The sequence below is a fragment of the Amycolatopsis sp. A1MSW2902 genome (genome assembly GCF_017312175.1).
Lineage (GTDB): Bacteria > Actinomycetota > Actinomycetes > Mycobacteriales > Pseudonocardiaceae > Amycolatopsis > Amycolatopsis nivea.
In genome coordinates this window covers 4,968,879-4,995,723 of sequence record NZ_QJPO01000001.1, presented here as the reverse complement: position 1 = coordinate 4,995,723, position 26,845 = coordinate 4,968,879, and the positions used below count along the sequence as shown (strand labels likewise).

The following is a 26,845-nucleotide window of genomic DNA, read 5'->3' as shown; positions in this document are numbered from 1 at the left end:
GCGGTTCAGTGCGGCGCGGACCGGGTCTTCCCGGCATCGAGCCGAGCCAGCGCCGTTTCCACCCCGTTGACCTCCGCGAACCGGCCTTGGGCGCGGAAAAGATCGAGCGCTAGCTGCCACACCGAGCGAGCCTCGGCAGAGTCGCCCATTGCGCGGTGGGTGTGGCCGAGGTGTTCGAGGGTGTCGGCTTCCAGATAGGTGTTGCCGGATTCCCGGTACAGCGCAAGCGCTTCGCGATAGTGCTCGATGGCGTCGATGTGGCGGCCGGTGTGGTGGGCGATGTGCGCGAGGCTGTCGAGGACGTCGGCGACCGCCGGGTGGTTCGCAGTCCGGTACAGCTGGAGCGCGCGTTCGCAGTGGGGCCGGGCCTGCTCGTGCTGGCCGAGGAGGGTGAGATACCAGCCGACGCCGTTCTGGGCCTGCGCTTCCCACACCGGATTGCCGAGCGGGCGGAACAGTTCCAGCGAGCGCTGGGCGTGTTCGAGCGCGGCGCGCTGGTCGCCGTGCAGTTCCCAGGTTTGGGCGAGGTCGTGTTCGATGATCGCCCGCACGCGCTGGTCCTCGCCGCGGTCGGCCAGGTCCAGCGCTTCGGCCAGATGGGCGAGGGCGTCGTCGTGCCGGGCCCCGCGGGCGCAGGCCAGGCCGTAGCGGCGGTGCGCGAGGACGCGGGTTTCCGAAGTCCCGAGCGCGTCGGCGGCTTGCACCGCGATGGGCCAGACCGCGAGGTCTTCGTGCAGGAATCCGCGCCGGTAGTGATAGGCGGTCAGCGCCAAAGCGATCTGCCACGCGGGTTCGTGCCACCCGTGTGCGGAGGCGACGCGCTGGGCGTCGAGAAGGCAATCGTGGTCCGCGTCGAACCAGTCGAGAGCTTCGCCGGTGCTCGCCGGCGGATGCGGATAGGGATGGTCGTGTCCGGTGTCGATGCCGGGTGGGAGGACGCCGTGCGGATGCAGGACGCGGTTTCCGGCCAGCGCGGTGCCGGTGTAGTAGCCGATGACGCGTACCAGCGCCGCGGTGCGCGCCTCGGCGGAAAGGCTGGTGTGGGTCCTCGCGAAGAGGCGGACCAGGTCGTGCATCCGGTAGCGGCCGGGCGCGTCCTGCTCCACCAGTGAAACCCGTTCCAGCGCAAGGAGAATCGCCGCAGTGGCGTTCGGGGACAAGCCGGTGAGGTTGGCGGCCGCGCGGACGCTGATGTCCGGCCCGGGGGCGAGACCGAGCAATTCGAACACCTCGGCGTGCTGCGGCGGGAGAGCGCGCAAGGACCACGACAGGACTGCGGCGACGCTGGCATCGCCGTCGTCGAGCGCGCTCACGTCGGTGAGTTCGGCGGCCAGCGCGGCCAACGGGAAATCGGGGTGTTCGGCGGCCCGGGCGGCCAGGATTCCCAGTGCCAGCGGAGAACCGGCGCAGCGGGTGACGAGTTGTTCGGCGGCGTCGGGGTCGGCGTCGAGGTAGTCCGGGCCGAGCCGGTCGATCAGGACGCTTCGGGCGTGTGCCGCGGGCAGCGGCCGGACCGCCAGCGGGGTGGCGCCGTGCGTGGTGGTCAGGCTGGTCATGCGGTTGCGGCTGGTCACGACGACGGCGCAGCTCGGCTCGCCCGGCAGCAGCGGCGTGATCTGGCTGGGGTCGCGGGCGTTGTCGAGGACGACGAGGACGCGTTTTCCGGCGAGAAGGGTGCGGTAGAGCGCGGTCTGCGCGTCGGGTTCGGCCGGGATGGCGGAGCCGGTGACGCCGAGCGCGTGCAGAAAACCCCGCAACGCGACGTCGGGCGCGGTCGGGTCGCCGTCCGGGCTGAAGCCGCGCAGGTCGACGTAGAGGCGGCCGTCCGGGAACGCAGTCGCTTGCCGGTGGGCCCAGTGCAGCGCGAGGGCGGTTTTGCCCATTCCGCCACCGCCGTGCAGGACGGTGATGGGCACCGTGGCGTGTGGTTCGGCGAGGGTGTCGAGGTGCCGGAGTTCGTCTTCGCGACCGGCGAATCGCGGCGGCGGGGACGGGAGTTGCTGGGGGACCGGCGCGGCCCACGCCCGGAGCGGTGCGGGGCCGGGAGTTTGGGCGGCGAGGATTTCCTCGTGCACCGCGCGCAGGTGCGGCGACGGGTCGGCGCCGAGTTCGTCGACGAGCATCGTGCGGGTGCGCTGGTAGCGCGCGAGGGCTTCGTCGGTGCGGCCGCTGTGGTGCAGGGCGCGCATGAGGGCGGCGGCGATGCGTTCGTCCAGCGGGTATTCGTCCGCGCGCCGGGCCAGGAGACCGAGGACGGTGCCGTGCTGTCCGCGACGCAGCTGCCGGTCGGCGTAGTCGAGTTCGGCGGCAGTGCGCTGGCGGGCAAGGGAATGCCGGACGTTGTCGGCCCACGCCGAATCGACCCCGAGCAACGCGTCGCCCTGCCACCTGTCGAGGGCGCGTTCGTACAGCCGCGCGGCTTCGGCGTCGTCGGCGGTCGCGCGGGCTTGGCCGACCAGGTCGGTGAACTGGTGCAGATCGAGCGCGTCCGGACTGGGCAGCGGGATGACGTATCCGCCGGACCGCCGTTCGATCCCGCCGCCGTGCGGATGCAGGACCCGGCGCAGGCGGGCGACATAGGTCTGCAGCGCGTTCGCGACGCGGGACGGCGGATGCTCGCCCCACACCCGGGTCACGAGCTGATCGGCCGGAACGACGCGCCCGGCGTCGAGCAGCAACGCGGCCAGCACGAGCCGCTGCCGCGCGTGCCCGACCGCCAGCACCTCGCCGTCCGCGGTCGCGCCGACCTCGCCCAGCACCCGGAACTCCAGCGCCATCGCGTAGCCTCCCCGGTCCACCGGACGAGGCTAAAGCATTGCCGAGCGGGCATGAATCGAAAATGAGCCAGGCCCTTGTCGCGTCACCGCGATCCGGCGGCCACCAGCTTCGCCGTGATCGGTTCCAGCGCGGCGATCAACTCGTCGAGTTCGGCCGCCGACAGCGCTTCGTACGGCGCGGCGGCAAGCTCGTCGGTCAAGCTCTCGATGCGCTGCTTCACTTCACGGCCCGCGTCGGTGAACCGACCCTCCGCGTCGACGAGACCGCGTTCGCGCAAGCCGTCCATGATCGCGGCCAGCCGCTTCTTCGGCAGGTGATGCACGCGCCCGAACGACTCCGGCGGGTGGATGCCCATCTCCAGCGCGGACAGGATGTGCGCCTCCGCACCGCCGATCCGCGCGCTGACCAGCGCGGCGATGTGCCCGTCCCCGCGATGCTCGCGCAGCATGGTCGCCGAATGCCACAACCGTGCGACCGGATCGCTCGGCATCGGCAGCGTGCGCATCCCGGCGTACATCATCCGACCCACGGTGGGGGCGCTCGTCGCGGCTTTGGCGGTCAGGTCGGCGGCGCGCACCAGACCCGGGGAACCGGCGAGTTCGTCGCCGAGGATCCGGCGCACCGACGCGGCGCTGCCTCGTTCCCGCGCGGCGACGGAAGCCTCGCGCGGGATCGTCTCCCACGCGCTCGGGATGTGCCGCGCGGCCTCGCCTTCGGCGAAGTTGTAGAACGCCGCGTGGACGACCTCCGCCGGCACCCGCCCCAGCGGCGCCGCCCGGCTGGCGAAGTATCCGTCCCAATAGGTGCGGTGGCCGAGCGCGGCCAGTTCTTCGTTGCACTCGTCGGCGAAGAAGGTGACGAGGCAGATCGGCTCCAGGAGCTCGAACATGCGCCGGGCAGTGCTGGTCATCGCTGCATCATGCCAGCGTGGTGAGGAAAATATCGGCGATTTGCTCGCCGAGGTCGACCGACGCGACCGCGCCGTCCGGGCCGTTCTCCGCGGGGGAGCGAAGGACGACCTCCGCTCGGTACAGCCCGCGCCGGGTCATCACGTTGAGCGCGCGGGTCGGCTGATCGAGGGTGACGCTGACCGTGTCCTCCCCGGCGAACCGGAGCTGGTCGCCGCGCTCGAGATCCGTCACGGTCCCGTTGACGGTCAGCCGGAGCGGCCCGAGAGCGGTGAAAAGCCGGTCGATTCCCGGGAAAGACGAGAACGGCGCGTCTTCGAGAAGGTCCGCGACGCTGATCCGCCACCGGGAGGGATCGGCGTCGGCGGCGAGTTCGCGAGTGGTGCCTGCGCCGTTGCGCCAGGGGACCGGGGCGACTTCGGACGGGTTGAGCATCAGGGCATCTCACTCGTTCTCCGCGGCAGATGCAAACTCGCCGGGCGTCAAGCGGGGTTCACCGCGGCAACAGCGTGCGGACCGCGTCCGGGAATCCGGCCACTCCGTCCGGTCCGGACAGTGCCAGGTTGAAGAGAAACCCGGGCAGCAGCGCCAAAATCGCCTGCGCGAGCGCCTCGGCCGGCACACCGGTCCAGGCCCCGGCCTCCTGGCGGCTGCGCACGAGACCGGCCACCTCGGCACTCATCTCGGCCGACGCGGCGGCGAGGCGCTCGGCGAGTTCCGGATTGCGCTGGGCTTCCGACCAGACCAGCACCGCCATGCTCGCCAGTTCCCGGTCGCGGTGCAGGCCGGTGACGGCTTCCAGCAGCTCCGCCATCACCTCGCCGACCCCGCGCTCGCCGCCGCGGGCGAGGGCAGCGCGCAGCACCCCGGTGACGTCGTCGAGGTTCTGCGCGGCGACCGCGACGATCATGTCCTCCTTCTTCGGGAAGTACCGGTAAACCGCGCCCGCGGACTTGCCCGCCTCGGTGAAGACGTCCTGCATCGACGTGCGGTGGAAGCCGTCGCGGAGGAAGCAGCGGCGCGCGGCCGCCAGGATTTCCCCGCGCTGGTCGTCCTTGTACTGCTGACTCACCCTCGGCAACGTCCGCTCCTCGCCTTGACACCCGTCGCCGGGGCAGCCTAGCGTAAAAGAAAAGCGGATGTCCGTCCTCTTTTAACGTCAGGAGAGCCCCGCCATGCCCATGACTCCCGTCCCGGACGTCACGCTGACCCCGGTCGCGTCCTTCCCGGAGAAGTACTTCCCGGAAAACCTCGCCGTCCGCTCCGACGGTTCGGTGCTGGTCACCGTCCTCCTGCAGCAGGAGCTGTGGATCGTGCCGGAGCCGCGGCGACCCGTTCTCGTGCACCGCTTCGACCACCCCGTGACGGGGATCGTCGAGGTGCGGCCGGACGTCTTCGTGCTCAGCCTGACCGAGGGCTACACCACCCACGAATCGCATCTGGTGCGGCTCGACCTCACCGGCTGGACGCCCGGCGAACCGGTCGCCCCGGAGGTCGTCTTCACCTTCGACGACCGGGTACGCGCACTCAACGGCAGCTGCCTGCTCGGCAGTGGAGTGCTGGCCGTCGCCGACTGCTTCGCCGGGCTGATCTGGCGCGTCGACCTCGATGCCGACGCCCGTAGTGCGCGGGCCGGGGTCTGGCTGGCCCACGACACCATGGCCGACGACCCGGACGCCGAGATCGCCCCGCCGCGGCAGCCAGGCGTCAACGGCGTCCGGTACAGCGCGCGGACCGGCTACCTCTACTACACGTCCACCGCGCAGAAAGTCTTCATGCGAGTGCCGGTCGACCCAGAGACGCTAGACCCGGCCGGTGGCGCGGAATTCGTCGCCGCGATCGACAACGCCGACGACTTCGCCCTGGACGACGAGGCCGGATTCGCTTACGTGACAAGGCATCGAGCCAACACGCTCGACCGGGTGCCGCTCATTCCGCGGCACGGCAGCGAAGTCCGGCACATCGCGGGCGAGCCGTTCGACGAACGCCTGGTCGGGCCGTCCAGCGCGGCCTGGGTTCCGGGTCAGGAAGGGCGAGCCTTCTACGTCACCACGGACGGCGGCACGACCGCCCCGCCGGACGGGATCCTTCGCAACGCCATGCTGCTGCGGGCTGACCTGCATCCGTGACGCGCTTGGGGGAGGCGGTTTCGACGTGGATCAAGGCTTGCGCGCGACCCCGGCCAGCATCGCCGCCTCGCTCGGATCCGCGAAGTCGACCACCGGCGTATTGACCCCGCTTTCCTCGGGATGCCAGGCGGCGGTCCAGGTGACCCCCGGGTCCAGCATCTCGAAATCGCCGAACAGCGCGCGGATTTCCGCGTTCGAGCGCAGCACGTGCTTGCTGACATTGGTGTCGTACAGCTGGATCACCGCGCGCAACTGCCTGGCGATGTCCTCGGGCAATCCTTCGTGGGTGATCTGCGACAGCACGAGATACGACCCCGAGGGCAGCATTTCGCGGTACCGCGCGATGGCCTCCGGCCCGAGGTCGCGCCCGTCCGGGCCGGGCTGCTGGATGTGCAGGACCGCAGTGACCAGCAGCGCCAGCGGCTGCCCGGGATCGATGACGCCGGTGTCCGCGACGGACTGCCACAGTTCGTCCGGTTCGCGAAGATCACCCTGGATCACCGCGTGGCGTTCGGGATCCCCGTGGCGCTCCAGCAGGATCCGGGAATGCGCGACCGCCACGGGTTCGCGGTCGATGTAGACGACACGGGAATCCGGCGCGACCTCGTCGGCGATCTGGTGCACGTTGCCCATCGTCGGGACGCCGGACCCGATGTCGACGAACTGGCGCACGCCGAGACGCACGAGATGCCGCACCGCGCGGTGCAGGAACGCGCGGTTGGCCCGGGCGCAGTACATCCCGGCCGGGAAGGCGGAGAGGACCATCTTGCCGAACTCGCGGTCGATGGCCCAGTTGGCCGTGCCGCCGAGATACCAGTCGTAAACCCGCGCCACGCTGGGCCGGTCGAGGTCCACGCCCGGGATGGGCTCTTCAGGTCCTTGCGCCACGCCGCCTCCCCCGCAGTCGTGGCCCAATCGTAGCCAATCCGGCCGATCCCGCCGGACGGGCACGGCGGCGACCGCCGGCCCGGCGAGGGCGGTGGTCTGGACAACGCGGATATTCCTTGCGTGATCCACCGCGTTTTCGTTAATGGGAAACAGCGGTTCAGCGCCGGGGAATCGGCCGGTGATCGTCGTTGAGTAGGCTGCTGCCAACGACTTCATTGGGGGAGCGATGACTGAAGAAATCGAACCGGTGCGCCGGGCCGCCGTCCGTTTTCCGGGAATCAGCCCGAGAGCCTACGAACACCCGGTGGACCGCGGCGCGCTCGCCACGTTGCGCGCGATGCCCGGATTCGCCCAGGTGATCAAGGCCGTCTCCGGTTTCTACAACGAACGCGGCGAACGGCTGATGGCACTGGCGTCGTCGATTCGCGTGGGACCGAAGCAGTATCCGGAACTCGACCGGCTGCGCCACGAATGCGCCGAAACGCTCGATCTCCCCGCGGTGCCGAACCTGTTCGTCTACCAGGACCCGCGGCTGCAAGCGTCCGCGCTCGGCATGGACGAGCCGTTCATCCGGATCAGCACCGCGCTTGTCGACCAGCTGAGCCACGAATCGCTGCGGTTCGCCATCGGCCACGAAATGGGGCACGTGCTGTCCGGGCACGCGGTCTACCGCACGATCATGGTGCGCCTGATCAACCTCCAGATGTCGATGTCCTGGACGCCGGTCAGCGCGCTCGGCATCCGGGCGATCATCGCGGCGCTGAGCGAGTGGTACCGCAAGGCCGAACTGTCCTGCGACCGCGCGGGCCTGCTCTGCGGCCAGGACCCGACCGCCGCGCTGCGCGCGCAGATCCAGCTCGCCGGCGGCGTCGACCCGTCCCGCATCGACATCCCGTCCTTCCTCCAGCAGGGAGCGGAATACGAGGCGGGCGAAGACATCCGGGACAGCCTGCTGAAGCTGAAGTACGTCGAGACCGAAACCCACCCGTTCGCCGTGGTCCGGGCGACGCAGCTGCAGAAATGGGCCGCGTCCGAGGAGTACCGGGCGATCCTGACCGGCGAGTACCCGCGCCGGGACGACGACGCGCCCGCCACGGACTGGAAGGACGACCTGAAGTCCGCGGCGAAGTCGTACAAGGATTCCTGGACCGCCTCGGCGGACCCGCTGACGAAGGTCTTCACCGACGTCGGGGAGACGGTCGCGGACACCGCGAGCAAGGTGTGGGCCAAGTTCGGCGGGGGCTCGGAGAACGGCAACGCCTGAGCTCGGCTTCGCGCGGAAATTCGGAACCGGAAAAGGCCGCGGCGAAATAACTGACAATTCTTGTCTGCTCGGACGCTGACAAAGCACCGCATCTTAACCACGTATCCAGAGCCGGTGGAATGTGGGGTACGTCACCGCGTGCTGCGGTAATGGCGGCCTGATGTGCGCGATGGTATCTGCGGCGCGTCAGGGGATGGGGCGCGTCGGCAAACGGGGGAGGGGCATGCGGCAAACGGAGGAATGGCTTCCCGTGCCGCGGTGGATTCCCCGGCGTGGAGCGGCCGTAATCGGCGAGTGCGGAAAAGCCTCGCTGTTCTGTGGCCGGTAATCGGAGGAATTCAGCGTCCGAACGAAAGGGTTTCTTCATGGTGTTCAACCGGAAAGCTTCGCGCTTGGCCGGCTGTGTCGCCGGGGTGACCGCCGCGGGGCTGCTGGCCGCCGCGGCGCCGGCGAACGCGGTGGCCGGGGGTGCACCGGTCACCGGTGCCGCGGCGTCCTCGCTGGTCCGGCTCGCGATCGGGGGTGACGCGACCAGCGGCGGCCACGCCTGCACGGGAACCCTGGTTTCCTCGCAATGGATTCTGACGACCGCCTCGTGCCTCACCGGCAAGACCGGGGCGCACGCCGGCGACGGACTGGTCGACGGCGCGCCGCCTGCCGTCGCCGTGAACGCCGCGGTGACCGAAACCGGGAAGCCGACCCGGCAGATCGCCGTGGACCGCGTGGCGACGCGGACCGACCGCGACGTCGTGTTGCTGCGGCTGGTCGCGCCGGTTCTCGGGGCCAGCGCGGGGAGTCTCGCCGCGACGCCGCCGCCGTCGAGCGGGCAGGTGACGGTGGCCGGGTTCGGCCGCACGGCGACCGAATGGATCCCGGACGCTCCGCAGTCGGCTTCGCTGACCATCGCGGCCGGCGCACCGGAGCACGGACTGGCCCTCGAAGCGTCCGGCACGAGCGGCGTGTGCCGAGGCGACGCCGGAGCGCCGGTGTTCACTGCCGACGGGCGGATCACCGGCGTCATCACCGGTTCGTATCAGCACAACTGCCTCGGCGAGACTGCGACCAACCCGGCGGTCAGCGCCTCCCGGGTGGACGACCTCGGCGACTGGGTCACGGCGCACACCGTCGCGGGACACCACGGCCTGTACCGCGTCGACGCCAACGGGGCGGTCCTCGCCTATTCCGGCACCGGCAGTGCCTGGACGACCCTCGGCACCGGGTTCGACCGGGTTTACGCCGGGGAAAGCGCGGTGGTCGCGACCCGCGCCGACACCCACGACGTCTACCGCTACACCGGGACCCCCGGCCAGTGGGCGAAGATCGGCGGCCCGGGCGACGGATTCGTGGTCAACGCCGACGGCGTCTACGGCTACAACGGCGGCGGCGTCCTGCGCTGGACCGGCACCGGCTGGGAAACGGTCGGCCCCGCCGGGACCGCGTTCTACGCGGCCGGCCACCTGCTCGCCCGGACCGTGCCCGGCACCGGCGACCTCCACCTGATGACCGCACCCGGCACCTGGGTCAAGATCGGCACCTCCGGCAGCGGCTTCGCGATCAACGACGACGGCATCTACGGAGCCAACGGCGGCGGCGTGTACCACTGGACCGGCAGCGGCAGCGCCTGGGCGAGCGTCGGCAAGGCGCAGAGCGCGCTGTACGCGGGCGCGCACACGCTGCTCGGCATCGAACCGGCCACCAAGGACGTCAACCTGCTGACCGGCAACGGCTGGACCCGCATCGGCGGCTCCGGCGACGCGTTCGCGGCCAACGCCGACGGCGTGTACGGCATCAACAGCGGCGGCATCTACCGCTGGAACGCCCAGTCCGGCGGCTGGGCGGCGATCGGTCCGGCCACCCGGGCTCTCGCCACTGACTGATCCCGCGCACCGGCCGTGAAGGACCCCTTGCGGGACTGGGATTCCCGCATGGGGTCCTTCACAGACCGATGAGAAATCCTCCGCCCGGTCGTCAGTCCTGGTGACCCCCTCTCCGCGGTGGAAGGATCGACGACCATGAGCCCGCCGGACACCGACGACCCAGCGCGGTTCGCGCTGCTGACCGAGCGCCACCGGCGTGAGCTGCAAGTGCACTGCTACCGAATGCTCGCGAACTACGAAGACGCCCAGGACCTGACGCAGGAGACCTTCCTGCGAGCGTGGAACAAACGGGAGTCCTTCAACGGCCGTGCTGCGCTGCGAACCTGGCTGTACCGGATCGCGACCAACGCCTGCCTCGATTTCCTGGAAAAGCGCAACGACCGCACCCCCGTGCCGTCCGACCTCGCGGGCGCTGAGCTGCCGTACCTGCAGCCGTACCCCGACCGGATGCTCCCCGAAGACCCGCAGGAATCGGTGGTAGCACGGGAGACGATCGAGCTGGCGTTCATCGTCGCCGTCCAGCACCTGCCGCCGAGGCAACGTGCAGTCCTCATCATGCGCGACGTCCTAGGCTGGCCAGCGCCGAAAGCCGCGGAAGCCCTCGAGCTGACCGTCGCGTCGGTAACCAGCGCACTGCAACGGGCGCGCGTGACAATGCGCGAGCAACTACCCGCCCGCCGTCTGGACTGGCGCAGCCCGGCCATCCACGAACTGTCGCAAGACGAGCGCGCCGTGGTGAAGTCGTACATCGAAGCCCACGAACGCAACGACCTCGACCGCCTCATGTCCCTTCTCCGCGACGACCTGCGCTTCGCAATGCTGCCCGACCCCGGCACCGTGATCACAACGGCCCGGGACGCCGTCGACGGCTGGGTCTCCGGCGGCCTCTTCCAGCGCTACGACGACTGGCGCTGCATCGCCACGACGGTCAACCGCATGCCCGCCGCCGCGCTCTACCTCCGGACCGCCGACGACCCGGCGTACCGGCTGCTGAACCTCGCGGTCCTGCACATCGCCGACGGAAAGATCGCCGAACTCACCGGATTCGAGGTCGCCGACAAACCATGGCTGGGCCTGGCCGCGACCCTGTGATCACCGCCTGGTCGCGTAGCGGGTCAGCACGACGCCGCCGGGAAACGTCCGCGTCTCCACGAGATTCAGGTTCACCCAGCTGTCCAGCGCGCTGAAGAACGGCGTACCGCCACCCACCAGAACCGGATGGGTGACCACCGCGTACTCGTCGACCAGCCCCGCCCGCACAGCCGCCCCGGCGAGCGTCGCGCCGCCGACACTCAGCGGCCCACCGTCGCCTGCCTTGAGCCGCGCGATCTCGGTGACCGCGTTGCCCGCGAACAGCCGGGCGTTCCAGCCGACCTGTTCGATCGTCGAGGAGAACACCACCTTCGGAGTGTCCCGCCAGTTCCGCGCGAACTCGACCTCCGCCGCGGGTGCCCCCGGCTGCTGGTCGCCGGTCGGCCAGTAGGAACTCATCGCCTCCCACAGCTTGCGCCCGTAGAGCGACATGCTGTTCGCGCGCTCCTGATCAAGCCACCACTGGAACAACTCCTCACTCGGCGGCCCGCTCCAGCCGATGTCGTCTCCTGCCGCGGCGATGTAGCCGTCCAGCGTCAGGTTCATGCCGAAGATCAGTTTCCGGGTCATGTCAGCCTCCCTTGTGTGGCGATCGCACATATACAGACGGGCGGGGCGCGAAAACCTCATCGGGGGCTGTCAGGGCCAAGCTGGATCTCCATCAGCCCCACCACGACCTGGTCGCCGAGCCCAGCTCCGCCGGAGGCTCACCCCGCCCGGCGTCTTGGCGAGCCAGCACAGCCCGAGCCGGGGTGTCCAGTTGACTGCTTGGCAGTCGCGAACGACGCGGTCCACGGTCGTCTTCGACGGCAGCGGGCGGCCAGGGTTCGATGCCGGTGTCGCCGATCTCGCCCACGACCATCAGTCCTTTGCGGAGCAGGTAGCCGAGCACGGCGGCGAAGAACCTGGCGAAGCGATCGCTGTCTTCGGGAACCACCCGTGCTGTGTTGGTGATCAGCCAATCCAGCGAAACCCAGTCGTCGAGACCGTCCTCGATGGTCTCGACGACGAGCCGCTCGACATCATTCCGCGAGAACGGAAGCCTGCGCGCGGGAAACTGTTGCGATGAGCATCGCGACAATCGCAACGACGAGCCCGGCGACGCCACCCTCGACGTACAGCCTGAATGCGGGAGCGCACCCCGTGTCCTACACCCCCGCGGGATCTCGCGGCGGGCAGGGCGATTTGTGTCGGTGCGCACAAACGCTTCAGTGGGCCTCGCGAACGAATGGCGGAAAATTCTGACGGAAAGGCGTGGCATCTGGGCTCACGACATGCACCGATCGCCGGGGTTCCGACTAACCTCGTACCCGATCCTGCTCCCTCCTCTGGAGTGGTTGCGTCAACGGCCAGGTTGGGAGTGAAAATGACTAACTTTTCGAACTTCGACAGCCACGGCGACCTCTACTACGGAGGCGGCGTGGCTCGGTTCTCTTTCGGCTTGCTGGTGGTTTCCTCCCCGGACAGTGTTGACGACCACTCGAGCGGGGACCCCGCACGCGAAAATGTGCACGCTGGCAAGGATTCAGTGCACGTGCCCGTTCGTCAGTCGGCCAGCGGGCTGGTTGCTGTCGCGTGTGTCGAAGAGCCCGTCATTCCGGAGGGGCTCGCGCTGGTGCATCGCGGCGTGATTCAGCTGGCTCGATCGTCGATAGTGCTCTACGACCCCAACGGCCAGCTTCGTTTGGAATTGCCCGTGGAACGCGACTTGAACGCGATATCCGTCTACGGCGACGACCCCGCAGAACCAGCCGAGGTCGTCGTGGTGCTAGGCGTTCCCCGACAACACCGTCCGGTGGCCGCTTCCTGGGGCCCAGGAAATAACTAGACAGCCTTGAGAGAATATTGATGGGAGCGAATATGACGGATATCGAGCAGTTGATGGATAAGCTGTGCCGCGCAGGCGTCACGGTAATCCTCAAGGCGGACGACGACAGAATGAGGGAGGGCGGCAAGCCGTGGACGTTGGTGATGTCAGGCGCGGGCCTCGGAGGGCAGGGATTCATCCGCGCCGAAGCCGCCAGCCTCGACGACTGCCTGGAACAAGGCCTCAAGCGACTGCGCGCCGAGTGCGACGGCTTCGAATGGCTGGCTGAGATCCAGAGATGATCGGCTGTTAGCTTCAAAGATTAGTGGTTGGACTGGAGAAAAATGACCGATCTATTCGCATTGGTTGACGAGGCTGCTGCCTGGATATCCGATCGCCGAGCGAATTTGGAAGACCGTGACATGGGGTAATTGTAGATTCCGGCGGCGACCGCATCAATACCTTAGTATCTATATCAATCGATTACGGACATCGGATCAGTTAATTGATCTTATGGGCCGTCGGGGAGGCATCAGTTGATGCGCGCGGGTATTCTTCAAGGCATAGATCGAGATGACCACAGGGAAATCGGCTCGCGAGATGATCTGCAGCGCACGCTGAGCGAATTTGCGGCGTGGACCTCGTCGGGTGCATAGTCGAAACGGCCGCGGGTCGTCCGTGGACGAACTGAGTGTTCGGCAGGCGACTGGGCTGAGCAGAGAGGGCATCGCCATGGCTGGCGCGACCAAGCGCGAACTCAGGCCGTTGCGGTTTGGGGTGGCCGCTCCGACTGCGTCCGACCTGCCGCGATGACTTCACGGACCATGGCAGGCCGCAGAATAACCCGAATCCTCATCAGCACAACTACGAGCCCAATTCGACCGGCGGTTCGATGTCACGATCGAAGAAGGCGACACCTTTGGAGTATCCGTGATGGAAATAGTTGAGAAGGAGTTTCCGGAAGACGGTTATCCGGATTTGCGTGATATTGTTCCGCTGATTCCGGACAATGACTGGTGTTGGTGGGTGCTGGAGGTCGAAGCGCTGGGGCTGGCTGATTCGGTGATCGAAGAGCTCTTCGGTGAATGCGCGTCATCGCAGCCCGTGCGGCCCGGAATCACCTGGCCTGACGTCGTTCGCCTGGCGGCGGCGATAAGACAGTCGATTGACATGTTGCTGGTCGCCACCCGTTCCGAAGAAGACTATGTCAAGGAGGAGCTGGATCGCGACGATTTCTCGCGTTGCCTGGTGATGTTCCGGATCTTCGATTCCGGCGAAGCTTCTCTTGGCGTCAGCGATGATTTGGCAGGCGGTAAAGAGATCCTCGAGAGCTTCCTGGCATTGTGGGATAAGCGCTGAGCTTCCTGTTTTCGGGGTTGCTCGGATAGTAAAACCATGATGGAATGACCTGCATTCGGCTGGGTGTGGCGTACCTAGTTGAGTTGTTTTACGTATTTCGGCAGCTCGAACTGGACGTACTTGCAGGTCGGCAGTGTGTAGCGGAATCAGCCTGGTCCACGGCATGAGTGTTATGAGCTGAGTGCTACGACGGTCAGTCCATGATCGGAAAGGTGCGTAGGGCAATGGCTTGGCCCGTGCGCGAACGAGGGCTGACTGATTCTCGTAGCTAGGTCCGCGCTCGCTTCTGGAGAAAACCGGTGATGCATCCGGGTTAAGGGATGCATTACCGAGAGACCTAGCGAGGCAACGACGCAGTCGGCGTCGTTGCCTCGTCGGAGGAGCATGACCTTGATGCCGCTCGGCGAGAGCGGCGTGCTGCGGCGGCCGTCTCTGAGCCGCAGTCTGGTGGTGCTGTCGGTGTAGAAGTGGTGCGCGCGGGCATTGCCGGTCGCGGCGCTGAAGGGGCGGGTGCGCCATTTGCCGCCCTTTCCTCCTCTCCGCAAGCCAGTTGAACCACTCGCTCAACGCCAGGTAGTCGTTCGCGTTGCCAGACTGGTTGTGGAGAAGGCGATAGGCGATCCACCGCTTGACGTGGTTTCGGCTCGTAGTCCTCGGGTTCGTTCGGCTCCGGCGGAAAGGACGCGAGCCACGCGTCGGGGTCGTCGGCCTCCGGCGGTGCGACCGGATCGGCGAGCCAGATGTGGAAGAAGCGCACGGAGTCGCAGTAGCCGCGGATCGTGCGGGCTCTTGTTCTCTGCCTCGAGTGACATAGCCCACTCATTGACAACGCCTGCCAGGCCGGCGGAGCGAGAGTGAGGGCTCCGGTGCGCAGGTAAGAATCCTCAAATAGGAGTGTCACTGAGCGCTGTGCTAGCTCCCGCGCCGCGTCGGACGGCACGAAAAAGGGGCTGAACCCGCAGGTCCAGCCCCTCTCGGTCGGGATGACAGGATTTGAACCTGCGACCCTCCGCTCCCAAAGCGGATGCGCTACCAAGCTGCGCCACATCCCGGCACCCCCGAAGCCCGTGGTCCGGGAGCCTCATGAAGGCCTCCGGAACCCAGGTACCCGGGGGGTGTACGACCCACCCTAGCGGGCACGCTAAGCTTGCTTCGCTCCCGGGTCACCGAGGGCGCTGCGGGTGTAGCTCAATGGTAGAGCCCTAGTCTTCCAAACTAGCTACGCGGGTTCGATTCCCGTCACCCGCTCCAAGCACTTCCGAGTTCGAGGACGACGCCGCGTCCGCCTCCAGGCGGGCGGCGATCACGTCCAGCAACAGGTCAGTGTCCACCGGCTTCGTGATGTAGTCGTCCGCTCCCGAAGCCAGCGTGCGTTCGCGGTCTTCCTCCGTCGCCTTCGCTGTGACGGCGATCACCGGCAGGTCTTCGTGGGCCGCTTCGGCTCGGATTGCCGCGATGGTGGCGTTGCCGTCCAGTTCCGGCATCATCACGTCCATCAGCACCAACGCGGTGTCCTCGTGGCGTTCCAGCGCCCGGATTCCGGCCACGCCGGTGTCGGCGTAGATGACTTCCAGGCCCGCTTGTTCCAGGACCGCTGCGAGGGCGAAGACGTTGCGCAGGTCGTCGTCGACGATGAGGACCTTTTCGCCGTTGAAGCGTTTCGGGGCGCTGTTCGGTTCGGCCACGGTGATGGTGCTCGGCAGGACCGGCAGCTTCGGGGTCGGGCGCACGGGGGTCGTCGGGGCGATCAGGTTCGCGGCGCCGACCGGCAGGTACAGCGTGAAGGTGCTGCCCTTGCCGGGGACGCTGCTGACGCGCAGTTCGCCGCTCAACAGCTCGGTCAGCTGCTGGCTGATCGACAGGCCAAGGCCGGTGCCGCCGTACTTGCGGCTCGTCGTGCCGTCCGCTTGGCGGAAGGCGTCGAAGATGACTTCCAGCTTCTCCTCGGGGATGCCGATGCCGGTGTCCTCGACGCCGAACGCGATGATCCCGGCCGCCGAGCGCAGCGATTCCTGTTCGACTTCCTCGGGGTCTGCCATCCGGATGTGCAGGCGTACGCCGCCCTCGTCGGTGAATTTCGCGGCGTTCGACAGGAGGTTCCGGAGCACCTGCTGGAGGCGGTGTTCGTCGGTGTGGACGCTGCCCGGCACCGGCGGGTCGATCATGACGGCGAACTCCAGGCCCTTGTCCGCGGTCAGCGGGCGGCACAGCGATTCGACGTAGTTCACCAGCTCTGGCAGCGTCACGTCGGACATCTGCAGGTCCAGCTTCCCGGCCTCGACCTTCGCCAGGTCCAGGATGTCGTTGATCAGCTGCTGCAGGTCGGAACCCGCCGCCCAGATCGTCTTCGCGAACTGGATCTGCTTCTCCGTGAGGTTGCCCTCCGGGTTCTCCGACAGCAGTTTCGCCAGGATCAGCGCGCTGTTGAGCGGAGTTCGCAGCTCGTGCGACATGTTCGCCATGAATTCGTTCTTGTACTGCGACGCGACCGTCAGCTGCCCGGCCCGTTCCTCGAGCTCCTGGCGGGCCTGTTCGATCTCGATGTTCTTGACCTCGATGTCGCGGTTCTGCTGGGCCAGCAGCGCCGCCTTCTCGGCCAGTTCGGTGTTCGACCGGCGCAGTTCGCCCTGCTGGGCCTGCAGCTGCTCGGACCGCGCGCGCAGTTCCTGGGCCAGCCGCTGCGATTCGGTCAGCAGCGCTTCCGTGCGCGAGTTCGACAGGATCGTGTTCACGTTGACGCCGATCGTGTGCCGCAGCTGCTCCAGCAGGTCCAGGTGCACCGCGGAGAACTCGTTGACCGACGCCAGTTCCAGCACGCCGAGCACCTCGCCCTGGAACAGCACCGGCAGCACGATCACGTTGACCGGCGGGGCCGAGCCGAGCCCGGACGACACCAGCGCGTACTCCGGGGGAGCGCCGTTGACCAGTATCGTCCGCCGGTCCACCGCGGCCTGGCCGATCAGCGATTCGCCGAGCCGGAAGCGCAGGCCGGTGCGCGCCTGGGCGAGGCCGTAGGCGGCGATGCAGTCGAGCAGCTTGTCCGGGTCGCCGGCGTCCTCGTCGTCGTGCGCGATGAAGAACGCGCCCTGCTGCGCGCTCACCAGCGGGGCCAGCTCCGACAGGATCAGCGTCGCCACCGAAGCGAGGTCGCGGTGGCCCTGCATCCGCCCGGACAGCCGCGCCAGGTTCGTCTTCAGCCAGTCCTGTTCGCGGTTCGCGGAGGTGGTCTCCTTGAGGTTCGCGATCATCTGGTTGATGTTGTCCTTGAGGTCCGCCAGCTCGCCGGACGCGTCCACGGTGATGTGCCGCGTCAGATCGCCCGCGGTCACCGCCGTCGCGACCTGGCCGATCGCGCGGACCTGCGTGGTCAGGTTGCCCGCCAGCTGGTTCACGCTCTCGGTCAGCCGCTTCCAGGTGCCGGACACGCCTTCGACCTCGGCCTGACCGCCCAGCTTGCCCTCGGTGCCGACCTCCCGGGCGACCCGGGTGACCTCCGCGGCGAACGCGGACAGCTGGTCGACCATCGTGTTCATCGTGGTCTTGAGTTCCAGGATCTCGCCCCGGGCGTCGACGTCGATCTTGCGCGACAGGTCGCCGCGCGCGACCGCCGTCGTGACCTGCGAGATGTTCCGCACCTGGCTGGTCAGGTTGTGCGCCATGAAGTTGACGTTCTCGGTCAGGTCCTTCCACGTCCCGGCCACGCCGGGCACCCGCGCCTGACCGCCCAGGATGCCTTCCGTGCCGACCTCGCGGGCAACACGCGTCACCTCGTCGGCGAACGCGCGCAGCGTCTCGACCATGTCGTTCAGCGTTCCGGCCAGCGCCGCGACCTCGCCCGCCGCGTCGATGGAGATCTTCTTCGACAGGTCGCCGTTCGCCACCGCGCTCGCCATCGTGGCGATGCTCCGGACCTGCACGGTCAGGTTGTCGGCCATGACGTTCACGTTGTCGGTGAGGTCTTTCCAGATTCCCGCGACGCCCGGAACGCGCGCCTGGCCGCCCAGCCGTCCCTCGGTGCCGACCTCGCGGGCGACCCGGGTGACCTCGTCCGCGAAGGCGGACAGCTGGTCGACCATCGTGTTCAGGATGTTCTTGAGCTCCAGGATCTCGCCGCGCGCGTCGACGGTGATCTTCTGCGTCAGATCGCCGCGCGCCACGGCCGAGGTGACCTGGGAGATGTTCCGCACCTGGTCGGTGAGGTTGTTGGCCATGAAGTTGACGTTGTCGGTGAGGTCCTTCCAGGTCCCCGCCACGCCCGGCACGGTCGCCTGACCGCCCAGTTTTCCTTCCGTGCCAACCTCTCGCGACACTCGGGTGACTTCGTCGGCGAAGGACGAGAGCTGGTCGACCATCGTGTTCAGCGTCGTCTTCAGCTCGAGGATTTCGCCGCGTGCGTCGACCGCGATCTTCTTCGTCAGGTCGCCCCGCGCGACCGCCGTCGCGACCTGCGCGATGTTCCGGACCTGCGCGGTGAGGTTGTTGGCCATGAAGTTCACCGAGCCGGTGAGGTCGCGCCAGATGCCGGCGACCCCGGGCACGGTGGCCTGGCCGCCCAGCTGCCCTTCGGTGCCGACCTCGCGGGCGACTCGGGTGACCTCGTCGGCGAAGGACGAGAGCTGGTCGACCATCGTGTTCATCGTGGTCTTGAGCTCGAGGATCTCGCCCCGCGCGTCCACGGTGATCTTCTGCGTCAGGTCGCCCTTCGCGACCGCGGTGGTCACGTGCGAGATGTTGCGGACCTGGTCGGTCAGGTTGTCGGCCATCTGGTTGACCGAGTCGGTCAGGCCGCGCCACGTGCCGGCCGCGCCGGGGACCTCCGCCTGACCGCCGAGGCGGCCTTCGCTGCCGACCTCGCGGGCCACTCGGGTGACTTCGTCGGCGAAGGAGGAGAGCTGGTCGACCATCGTGTTCAGCGTCGTCTTCAGCTGCAGGATCTCGCCCCGCGCGTCGACGTCGATCTTCTTCGTCAGATCGCCCGCCGCGACCGCCGTGGCGACCTGCGAGATGTTGCGGACCTGGTCGGTCAGGTTGTCCGCCATCAGGTTCACCGAGTCGGTGAGGTCGCGCCAGGTGCCCGCCACGCCCGGCACGCGCGCCTGGCCGCCCAGGCGTCCCTCGGAACCGACTTCGCGCGACACCCGGGTGACCTCGTCGGCGAACGACGAGAGCTGGTCGACCATCGTGTTGATGGTGTTCTTGAGCTCGAGGATCTCGCCCCGGGCGTCGACGTTGATCTTCTGCGTCAGGTCGCCGCGGGCCACCGCGGTGGTGACCGAGGCGATGTTCCGGACCTGCTCGGTGAGGTTGTCTGCGAGGAAGTTGACCGAGTCGGTGAGGTCGCGCCACGTCCCGGCCACGCCGGGGACCTCGGCCTGACCGCCGAGGCGGCCCTCTCCGGCGATCTCCCGGGACAGCCGGATCACTTCGGCGGCGAACCGCGACAGCTGCGCGTTGAGGCCGTTCACGGTCTTCGCCAGCTCGGCGTACTGCCCGCGCAGCGGACGGCCGTCCAGCTGCAGCGCCATCGGCTGCGACAGATCGCCCTCGGCGACCGCGCCCAGCACCCGGTCCAGCTCCACGACCGGGCGGCTGACGTCCTCGATCAGGCCGTTGACCGTGTCGACCGCGGTGGCCCAGCCGCCGGGGCCGATCTCGGTGCGCACGCGTTCGGTGAGCTTGCCCTCCTGGCCCACCTCGCCGCGCACGCGCATGAGTTCCGTCACGAGCCGCTGGTTGCGCTCGGCGATGTCGTTGAACGCCGACGCGAGCCGGGCGGTGATCCCGTCGCCGTGCGCCACGAACCGCCGCCGGAAGTTGCCGTCCCCGAGGTCGTGGACCGCGGCGAGCAGCCGCTCCAGTGCCGCGACCTCGTTCGCCGGGACGGAATCCGGGTCAGGGGCCCCGGAGTTCCGGGGGCTCCCGGAAGCCTGGGGAGTCTCTGTCATCTCTGCCGACCTTCCCACCACGCGTGTGCCAGCCATGGTCGTCGACCCAGCCTGCCACGGTTCGCCCTACACTTCGACCCAGTCCGCCCGCGCACACTGTGCCAACCTGGAAGGACCAGGACCGTCAGGTCGACCCGGAGGCAGGAGGTTCGTGCATGGTGTCACGGCCCGCTCCGGCGTCGGCCCTGCCACCCGGCGCCGAGCTGCCCGGGCACGCCGGTTTCTGGCGCTCGGTGCTCGACGACGTCCAGGAGCCGGTGTTCCTCCAGGACCCGGAAGGCGCCCTGCGCTGGGCCAACGCGGCCGCGCAGCGGCTCGGCCCGGCCGAGCTCGTCGGCGTGACCGAGACCACCGGCAAGGTCGGCCACCGCCCGGCCAAGGTCCGCGCGCTGCCCGGCGGCTGGCGCGCCTGGACCGTGGTCGACGACGGCCGCCGCCGTCCCGAAGAGTTCCTCGCCGAGGCCGGTCCGAAACTGGCGCTCGCGCGCGGACGGCACGGCACCGCCCGGGTGATCGCCGAGCTGGCGGCGTCCGCGTTGGGCGATTGCGCCTTCGTGCTGCTGCCGACGACCCGCGGCCGCTGGGAATGGTGGAGCTGCACCGAGCACGGCGCGGCGGGCCACGGCCGGATCCGGCGGGTGCCGGCCCAGCTCGCACCCGTGGTCTCCGACGCGGTCACCGACGTCGCCCGGCCCGAGGTCCGCGCGGTGCCCGCGACCGAGGTCGCGGCCCTGCCCGCGGCGGTCGCCGAGCCGTTCGAGGGGCACCTCGAGGTGTCAGTGGTCTCGTTCGGCTCCGGCATGGCGGGCGCGGTGCTGCTCGGCAGGCGCGGCGAGCCCGCGTTCGGCCTCTCGCAAGGCGAAGCCGTCGAGGCGTTCGCGGACGCGGCCGGCACGGCGCTGGCCAACGCGCAGCGCTATGCCCGCCAGGAGGAAGCCACGCGCGGGCTCGAATCGACGTTGCTGCCGACGCCGCCCGCGCAGGTCGAGGGCGCGAATTTCGAGCTGTGGTACGAACCCGCGGGCGGGGTGCTGGGCGTCGGCGGCGATTTCTACGACGTCCTTTCTCGCGACGACGGCAGCGCATTCGTGGTGGTCGGCGACATCTGCGGAAAGGGCGCCGAGGCGGCCGCGCTGACCGGCCGCGTGCGGCATTCGCTGGCCGCGCTGCATCTGGTCGAACGCGACGGCCGGACGATGCTGCGGCTGCTCAACGAACTCCTGATCTCCGGCGGCAGCAACCGGTTCGCGACGCTCGTGCTCGGTTCGGTCGCGGCCGCCGAGTCCGGGCTCGACGTCACCCTCGCCTCCGGCGGCCATCCCGCCCCGCTCGTGCTGCGGCGCGGGGGAGGGGTCGAGGAGATCAGCGTGCCCGGCACGCTCGTCGGCGTGTCGCCGCAGGCCCGCTTCGCCGAGGCGACGACGCATCTGGACGAGGGCGACGTCTGCCTGCTCTACACCGACGGCGTCACCGAAGCCCGCAACCGCACGGAATCCACCGAACTGTTCGGCGACGAACGGCTCTACACGGTGCTGGAGGACTGCGTCGGGCAGCCGGCGCGCGAGGTCGTGCGCCGGTTGCGCGAGGCAGTGCGGGCCTGGCTCGGGAATTCCGGCCACGACGACATCGCGGTGCTGGCGATCGAGGCCGCGCCGCGTGCGGAGTAAGCACCGTTTTCCTTGCCCGGCACCGGAAAGCTACTTCCCGGGCTGGGTCTCCGGCTCCGGCGCTCGCTCCGGTTCCGGAACCGCCTCGGCGTCCGGTTTCGGCTCGGCCGTGCGGGCGGGTTCCGGGCGCTCGAAGTGTTCGCGGCACTGCCGTCCGAACCGGCGCGAGTGTGCGGTCATCGGTTCCACCTCCCCGGCTCGCCACCAGGATCGCGCGCCGGGACGGACTTCGCCACCGAATTGCGCCGCGTCAGCCGACCGGGTGGTCCGGTCTGTCTAATGTGGAGTCTTGTCGCTCGGCGGGCCCGTGACGGTGCTCCGGGGCGGTTTCGTTTGTCCCGGCGGGGTTTTCGGCGGCTTGCGGCCCGGCTGGCTCGTCGGGCTGGCCTGGCTTTCCGACGCCGGCGTGGTCTGGGCCGTCGTGCCAGGCGGAACCGTTGTGGTCTGCAGGGGCGGCGTCGCCGCGTTCGTCGAACGGACCGGCGGCGCGGACGGAGAATGCCGCGGAGCCTGGTCCGGCGAATCGGACGGAGCGGACGACGGCGGAGAAACCGGAATCGGTGCCGGGTCGGGGCCGGGCGCGGACCCGGTGCCGGGGCGAAGCGGAGAAACGAACAGCAGCGTCCCCGCCGCGATCAGCACGATCGGCAGGCCCGCCGCGAGCACCGCGCGCCGCCGCGAGACCTGGTGGCGGCGGCAGAAGACCGCCAGTCGCGTGGTGATCGGAAGCCGCAACGTTTCCGTGCCGCGCAACGCACGCGCCACGGCGGTCGCGGAGGGTCTTTCTTCCGGATCGCGCATGGTCATCGCGCGCAGAGTCCTCGCCAGCGGTTCCGGCGTGCCCGGCGGCACCCGCGGCGACCGATGCAGCCGCACCACCGCGGTTTCCGCTGCCGTGCCCGGGTATTCGCGGACGCCGGTGAGGCATTCCAGGAGGACGAGCCCGAGCGCGTACACGTCCGACGCCGGACCGGGGTGCTCGCCGAGCACCTGCTCCGGCGAGAGGTAAGCCGCCGTACCGACGACCGCGCCGGTGTCGGTCACGCGGGTCGCGTCCACGATGCGCGCGACGCCGAAGTCGGCGATCCGCGGGCCGTCCTCGGACATGAGGATGTTGGCGGGTTTGAGGTCGCGGTGGGTCACCTCGTGCGCGTGGACGTGGGCGAGCGCCTCGGCCAGCTGCGCGCCCAGTTCGACGACCCGGTCGGCGGGCAGCGGTCCGGAGCGCAGCCGTTCGGACAGGTTGGGCCCGTGCACGCAATCCATGACGAGGTAGGCGTACCCCTCGTCGACCCCGGCGTCGACGAACCCGACCAATCCCGGATGCCGCACCGCGCGCAGCGCCGCGATCTCCTGGTCCCGGCGGTTGCGGCCCAGTTCGACCGCTCCGGCGTGGAACAGCTTTACCGCGACCTCGGCACCGGTTTCGCGGTCCTCGCCGCGGTGCACGCAGGCGGTCGCGCCTTCGCCGATCCGCTCGCCCACCTCGTACCGGCCGGCCAGGACCAGCGGAGCGGGCCCGTACCGGCCCAGCGCGAACCGTCTCGCGGTCGTGCCCGCGTCCGAATCGCCAGCGCCGGTCATCGGTCACCTTTCCCCCCGGGTAGCAGGACAACTTACTCGCGGTCGGGCGAGGGCAAAAGCCGATCCGCGGTCCGGGTGAGGACGCACGAGGTCACGCCGCCGGGGCGGACCTCCCGGCGTTTCGCGAGTACAGTGGCAGCTGAGTACTACCGGCGCGCGCAATACTTGCAACCACATTGACCTGCGCCGATGCTGCTCGGGGCCCGCGGCCGCCCGCAACCGGGCCGTCTGGAGGAGGTGCACCATGTCGGTGTCGGACGACGCCGTCGAGGCGCGCGCGCAAGGCTGGCGGACGCTGGCGGCGCTGCACGCGCGGATCGAAGACCGGCTGAACCGCGCGCTGGAAAGCGAGCACGAGCTGTCGGTGAGCGAGTACACGGTGCTCGACGTGCTCGGCCGCCAGGACGGCTTCCACCTGCGGATGAGCCAGCTGGCCAACGCGGTGGTGCTGAGCCAGTCGGCGACGACCCGGCTGGTCACCCGGCTGGAGGAGCGCGGCCTGCTGTCGCGCTACCTGTGCCAGGACGACCGGCGCGGCATCTACACCGAGGTCACGCCGTCCGGGCAGAAGCTGCTGGCCGCCGCCCGCCCGACGCACGACACGGCGCTGTCCGCCGCGCTCGCCGAGGCGGAGGAGCTGCCGGAGCTGGCGCCCTTGGTCACCGCGCTGGGGTCGCTCACCTTCGCTGCTCAGTGACGTTCCGTGAAGGGCTCCTTGAGGGAACCAGATTCCCTCAAGGAGTCCTTCACGGACCGCGCATCCCGCATACCAGGCCAGCGGCACCTTCGAGGGGCGATCAGGGCCGCAGGCGGTGCAGGTCCCGGGGGAAGAGCGTCGCCCCGCGCACGTTCGCCACGCCGAGCACGCGCGCGACCCAGCGCTCCAGCCCGATCGCGAACCCGCCGTGCGGCGGCATGCCGTACGCGAACGCGTCGAGGTAGTCCGAGTACTGCCCGGCCGCCTCGCCGAGCACGGCGAGGTAGTCCGCGTGCCGGTGCAGCCGCTGGCCGCCGGTCACCAGTTCCAGGCCGCGGAAAAGCAGGTCGAAACTGTGCGACCGGGCCGGGTCCGCCGGGTCCGGATGGGTGTAGAACGGCCGTTTCGCCATCGGGTATCCGGTCACGAACAGGAATTCCGACCCGTGTTCCCGCTCGGCCCACGCGCACAGCCATCGTTCGTGCGCGGGCGCGAGGTCCGGTTCGCCGCGCGGGTCCTCGCCGGTGTTCCGGGCCAGAAGTTCTTGCGCCGCGGCGAAATCGATCGACGGGATCTCTTCCGGCACCACCGACGCGTCCGGTCCGGCCGAGGCGGCCATCTCCGCCACGACCTCGCGCAGCACGGCCATGACGTCGCGGTGGTCGGCGATGAAGCCCAGTTCCGCGTCGAGACTCGTGTACTGGGCCAGATGCCGTGCGGTGTCATGCGGTTCGGCCCGGAAAACCGGCCCTACCTCGTACACCCGCTCGAACACGCCGACCATGGCCTGTTTGAAGAACTGCGGCGACTGCGCGAGGTAAGCGGGACGGCCGAAGTAGTCGAGCTGGAACACATTCGCCCCGGATTCCGTCGCGGTGGCAACGATCTTCGGCGTATGAATCTCAGTGAATCCCTGCCTGTCCAACACTCGCCGAAACGCCGCGACACTGGCCGCGGCCACCTCGAATCGCCGCCGCAGCACCGGATGCCGCAACGCGACCGCGGCATTGTCCAGCACCACCGGCAAACCGGCGGCCACTTCGGGCCGATAAAGATCGAACGGCGGCCGCTTGTCCGGCGCGGACAGCACTTCCAAAACCGGTTCCCGCAGTTCGATTCCTTGCGGTGCCTGCGGATTGGCGACCACCTGCCCGGTGAGCCGCACGACGGTCTCCTCGGCGACCTCCGGCGGCTCGGCGAACACTGCCTGCGCAGTGCCGGACCGGTCGCGGACGACCAGGAACGCCACGGATTTCAGCACGCGCCGGCGGTGCACCCAGCCGGCGATCGTCACGGTGGAGCCCACGCGGTCACGCAGGCAGGCCACCGGGGTGCGGGTACTCATTCCTTCTCCTGAGCGCACTCGGCGACCCCTTGGGGGTGCGGGCGAGAAGGGACACTCGCGGTGCCACCGCACCTTCGCCGCCGAGTGGGCGGCCTCGTTCTGGCCGGGTGACGGCGGCCGGGCCGGCGGGGCATTTCCTCCCCGCACTCAGGAGTGTCTTCGCGCAGGGCCGCGACGCTGCCTTCTCACCGGCGGCAGCTCTCTGTCCCTCGCGGCGCCCTGCGCTACTCGTCTCCGTCAACGTGTTGCCCGCAACGGTAAAACACCGCCGCCGCCCGCGTCGCCTGATTTACCGGACGCCCAGCAGGTGCTCCAATGCCAGCTGGTTGAGCCGGGTGAAGTGGTAGCCGCGGCGGCCGGCCGCTTCGACGTCGAACTCGTCGGCGGCGAGATCGTCCAGGGTTTCGCCCTCGGACAGCGTCGGCGTCGCCAGCTCCGGCACCCGCGACGCGGCGAGCGCTTCGGCGACCTCCGGATCGGTGCGGAACGCACGGGCTTTCTCGCGCAGGATCAGGTAAGTGCGCATGTTCGCCGCCGCGGAAACCCAGACGTCCTCGGGATCCTCGGTCCGCAGCGGCTTGTAGTCGAAGTGCCGCGGGCCGTCGTAGCCGCCGTGCTCCAGGAGGTCGACGAGGAAGAACGCGCTGGTGAGATCGCCGTGCCCGAAGATCAGGTCCTGGTCGTACTTCGGGCCGTGCTGGCCGTTGAGGTCGAGGTGGAACAGCTTGCCCTGCCACAGCGCCTGCGCGATGCCGTGCACGAAGTTCAGCCCGGCCATCTGCTCGTGGCCGACCTCCGGGTTCAGCCCGAACAGCTCGGGCCGCTCCAGCTGCGAGATGAACCCGAGCGCGTGGCCGATCGTCGGCAGGAGGATGTCGCCGCGCGGTTCGTTCGGCTTCGGCTCCAGCGCGAACCGCAGGTCGTAGCCCTGCGAAACGGCGTAGTCGGCGAGGACGTCGAGCCCCTCCTTGTACCGGGCGAGCGCGGCGCGGACGTCTTTCGCCGCATCGGATTCCGCGCCTTCGCGGCCGCCCCACAGCACGTAGGTCTGCGCGCCGAGTTCGGCGGCGAGGTCGAGATTGCGCCGGACCTTGGTCAGCGCGTACCGCCGGATGTCGCGGTCGTTGCTGGTCAGGCCGCCGTCCTTGAAGACCGGGTGGCTGAACAGGTTCGTCGTCGCCATCGGCACGCGCAGGCCGGTTTCCTCGAGCGCGCGCTTGAACTTGGCGATCGCGGTGTCGCGGTCCGGTTCGGTGGCGAGGAGGTCGTCGTCGTGGAAGGTGACGCCGTACGCGCCCAGCTCGGCCAGCCGGTGCACGCTCTCGACCGGGTCGAGCGGCGGGCGCGTGGCGACGCCGAACGGGTCGGCCGCGGGCCAGCCGACGGTCCACAGTCCGAACGAAAATTTGTCTTCCGGCGCGGGGGCGTAGTCGGCCATGCCCGTCCCTTCATTTAGTTCACGTTGTAGACTAAATACTGCGCTACGGTCGTCCCGGCCGTCAAGA

At 69.0% G+C, this 26,845-nt stretch carries 21 protein-coding genes and 2 tRNA genes; 10 read left to right on the top strand and 13 right to left on the bottom strand.

Annotated features, from left to right (window positions below):
• Positions 1-5: 5 nt before the first annotated feature.
• From DMP23_RS22810 to DMP23_RS22795, 4 genes are all read right to left on the bottom strand, one after another.
• Positions 6-2,798, bottom strand: coding sequence for an AfsR/SARP family transcriptional regulator (locus DMP23_RS22810; protein WP_337822442.1), 2,793 nt, complete (start codon positions 2,796-2,798; stop codon positions 6-8).
• A gap of 62 nt (positions 2,799-2,860) precedes the next feature.
• Positions 2,861-3,688: an SCO6745 family protein gene (locus DMP23_RS22805; protein ID WP_337822441.1), complete on the bottom strand. Its 828-nt coding sequence runs from the start codon at positions 3,686-3,688 to the stop codon at positions 2,861-2,863.
• Positions 3,689-3,695: 7 nt separating this feature from the next.
• Complete coding sequence (locus DMP23_RS22800) at positions 3,696-4,121, bottom strand: HutD/Ves family protein (RefSeq protein WP_337822440.1); 426 nt, start codon at positions 4,119-4,121, stop codon at positions 3,696-3,698.
• Between the two features lie 58 nt (positions 4,122-4,179).
• Positions 4,180-4,758, bottom strand: coding sequence for a TetR/AcrR family transcriptional regulator (locus DMP23_RS22795; RefSeq protein WP_337824435.1), 579 nt, complete (start codon positions 4,756-4,758; stop codon positions 4,180-4,182).
• A 103-nt stretch (positions 4,759-4,861) separates the two neighbouring features.
• On the opposite strand from DMP23_RS22795, the gene DMP23_RS22790 reads away from it, so the two are divergent.
• On the top strand, positions 4,862-5,815 hold the full coding sequence (locus tag DMP23_RS22790) for a hypothetical protein (protein ID WP_134663101.1): 954 nt from the start codon (positions 4,862-4,864) through the stop codon (positions 5,813-5,815).
• A 30-nt stretch (positions 5,816-5,845) separates the two neighbouring features.
• Here DMP23_RS22790 and DMP23_RS22785 read toward each other — a convergent pair whose 3' ends face one another.
• Positions 5,846-6,670: an SAM-dependent methyltransferase gene (locus DMP23_RS22785; RefSeq protein WP_337824434.1), complete on the bottom strand. Its 825-nt coding sequence runs from the start codon at positions 6,668-6,670 to the stop codon at positions 5,846-5,848.
• Positions 6,671-6,929: 259 nt separating this feature from the next.
• On the opposite strand from DMP23_RS22785, the gene DMP23_RS22780 reads away from it, so the two are divergent.
• From DMP23_RS22780 to DMP23_RS22770, 3 genes are all read left to right on the top strand, one after another.
• The gene (locus tag DMP23_RS22780; RefSeq protein ID WP_337822439.1) at positions 6,930-7,967 is read left to right on the top strand and encodes a M48 family metallopeptidase; all 1,038 of its coding nucleotides are present in this window, start codon (positions 6,930-6,932) and stop codon (positions 7,965-7,967) included.
• Between the two features lie 365 nt (positions 7,968-8,332).
• Positions 8,333-9,844 (top strand): S1 family peptidase, encoded by a 1,512-nt coding sequence (locus DMP23_RS22775; RefSeq protein ID WP_337822438.1) that lies wholly within the window; start codon positions 8,333-8,335, stop codon positions 9,842-9,844.
• Positions 9,845-9,979: 135 nt separating this feature from the next.
• Positions 9,980-10,936, top strand: coding sequence for an RNA polymerase subunit sigma-70 (locus DMP23_RS22770; RefSeq protein ID WP_337822437.1), 957 nt, complete (start codon positions 9,980-9,982; stop codon positions 10,934-10,936).
• Here DMP23_RS22770 and DMP23_RS22765 read toward each other — a convergent pair whose 3' ends face one another.
• Positions 10,937-11,506, bottom strand: a complete 570-nt coding sequence (locus tag DMP23_RS22765) for a dihydrofolate reductase family protein (protein WP_337822436.1) — start codon at positions 11,504-11,506, stop codon at positions 10,937-10,939.
• Between the two features lie 91 nt (positions 11,507-11,597).
• Complete coding sequence (locus DMP23_RS22760) at positions 11,598-12,044, bottom strand: hypothetical protein (RefSeq protein ID WP_238605096.1); 447 nt, start codon at positions 12,042-12,044, stop codon at positions 11,598-11,600.
• Between the two features lie 258 nt (positions 12,045-12,302).
• On the opposite strand from DMP23_RS22760, the gene DMP23_RS22755 reads away from it, so the two are divergent.
• The 3 genes from DMP23_RS22755 (at position 12,303) to DMP23_RS22745 (ending at position 14,102) form a co-directional block, all read left to right on the top strand.
• The gene (locus DMP23_RS22755; RefSeq protein WP_134729642.1) at positions 12,303-12,764 is read left to right on the top strand and encodes a hypothetical protein; all 462 of its coding nucleotides are present in this window, start codon (positions 12,303-12,305) and stop codon (positions 12,762-12,764) included.
• Between the two features lie 32 nt (positions 12,765-12,796).
• The gene (locus DMP23_RS22750) at positions 12,797-13,045 is read left to right on the top strand and encodes a hypothetical protein (RefSeq protein ID WP_337822435.1); all 249 of its coding nucleotides are present in this window, start codon (positions 12,797-12,799) and stop codon (positions 13,043-13,045) included.
• Between the two features lie 628 nt (positions 13,046-13,673).
• Positions 13,674-14,102 carry a hypothetical protein gene (locus tag DMP23_RS22745; RefSeq protein WP_337822434.1) on the top strand — a complete coding sequence of 143 codons (429 nt, stop codon included), beginning with the start codon at positions 13,674-13,676 and terminating at the stop codon, positions 14,100-14,102.
• 978 nt (positions 14,103-15,080) lie between these two features.
• On the opposite strand, the gene DMP23_RS22740 is transcribed toward DMP23_RS22745, so the two are convergent.
• Positions 15,081-15,154, bottom strand: a tRNA-Pro gene (locus tag DMP23_RS22740).
• A 125-nt stretch (positions 15,155-15,279) separates the two neighbouring features.
• On the opposite strand from DMP23_RS22740, the gene DMP23_RS22735 reads away from it, so the two are divergent.
• Positions 15,280-15,353 (top strand) — tRNA-Gly (locus tag DMP23_RS22735).
• Here the strand turns inward: DMP23_RS22735 and DMP23_RS22730 are convergent.
• Positions 15,305-19,960 carry a HAMP domain-containing protein gene (locus DMP23_RS22730; RefSeq protein ID WP_051729026.1) on the bottom strand — a complete coding sequence of 1,552 codons (4,656 nt, stop codon included), beginning with the start codon at positions 19,958-19,960 and terminating at the stop codon, positions 15,305-15,307. The two genes, DMP23_RS22735 and DMP23_RS22730, sit on opposite strands and share 49 nt — an antisense overlap.
• A 320-nt stretch (positions 19,961-20,280) precedes the next feature.
• On the opposite strand from DMP23_RS22730, the gene DMP23_RS22725 reads away from it, so the two are divergent.
• A complete protein-coding gene (locus DMP23_RS22725) occupies positions 20,281-21,714 on the top strand; it encodes a PP2C family protein-serine/threonine phosphatase (protein WP_337822433.1) in 1,434 nt (477 codons plus the stop codon).
• A 30-nt stretch (positions 21,715-21,744) separates the two neighbouring features.
• Here the strand turns inward: DMP23_RS22725 and DMP23_RS22720 are convergent, their stop codons facing one another.
• A complete protein-coding gene (locus DMP23_RS22720) occupies positions 21,745-21,894 on the bottom strand; it encodes a hypothetical protein (protein ID WP_337822432.1) in 150 nt (49 codons plus the stop codon).
• 96 nt (positions 21,895-21,990) lie between these two features.
• A complete protein-coding gene (locus DMP23_RS22715; protein WP_337822431.1) occupies positions 21,991-23,298 on the bottom strand; it encodes a serine/threonine-protein kinase in 1,308 nt (435 codons plus the stop codon).
• 244 nt (positions 23,299-23,542) lie between these two features.
• Here DMP23_RS22715 and DMP23_RS22710 point away from each other — a divergent pair, with 244 nt between their 5' ends.
• The gene (locus tag DMP23_RS22710; RefSeq protein ID WP_037813922.1) at positions 23,543-23,995 is read left to right on the top strand and encodes a MarR family winged helix-turn-helix transcriptional regulator; all 453 of its coding nucleotides are present in this window, start codon (positions 23,543-23,545) and stop codon (positions 23,993-23,995) included.
• Between the two features lie 100 nt (positions 23,996-24,095).
• Here the strand turns inward: DMP23_RS22710 and aspS are convergent, their stop codons facing one another.
• Both aspS and xylA read right to left on the bottom strand, forming a co-directional pair.
• Complete coding sequence (gene aspS / locus DMP23_RS22705; protein ID WP_337822430.1) at positions 24,096-25,340, bottom strand: aspartate--tRNA(Asn) ligase; 1,245 nt, start codon at positions 25,338-25,340, stop codon at positions 24,096-24,098.
• Between the two features lie 289 nt (positions 25,341-25,629).
• Positions 25,630-26,778, bottom strand: a complete 1,149-nt coding sequence (gene xylA, locus DMP23_RS22700; protein ID WP_337822429.1) for a xylose isomerase — start codon at positions 26,776-26,778, stop codon at positions 25,630-25,632.
• Positions 26,779-26,845: the final 67 nt, after the last annotated feature.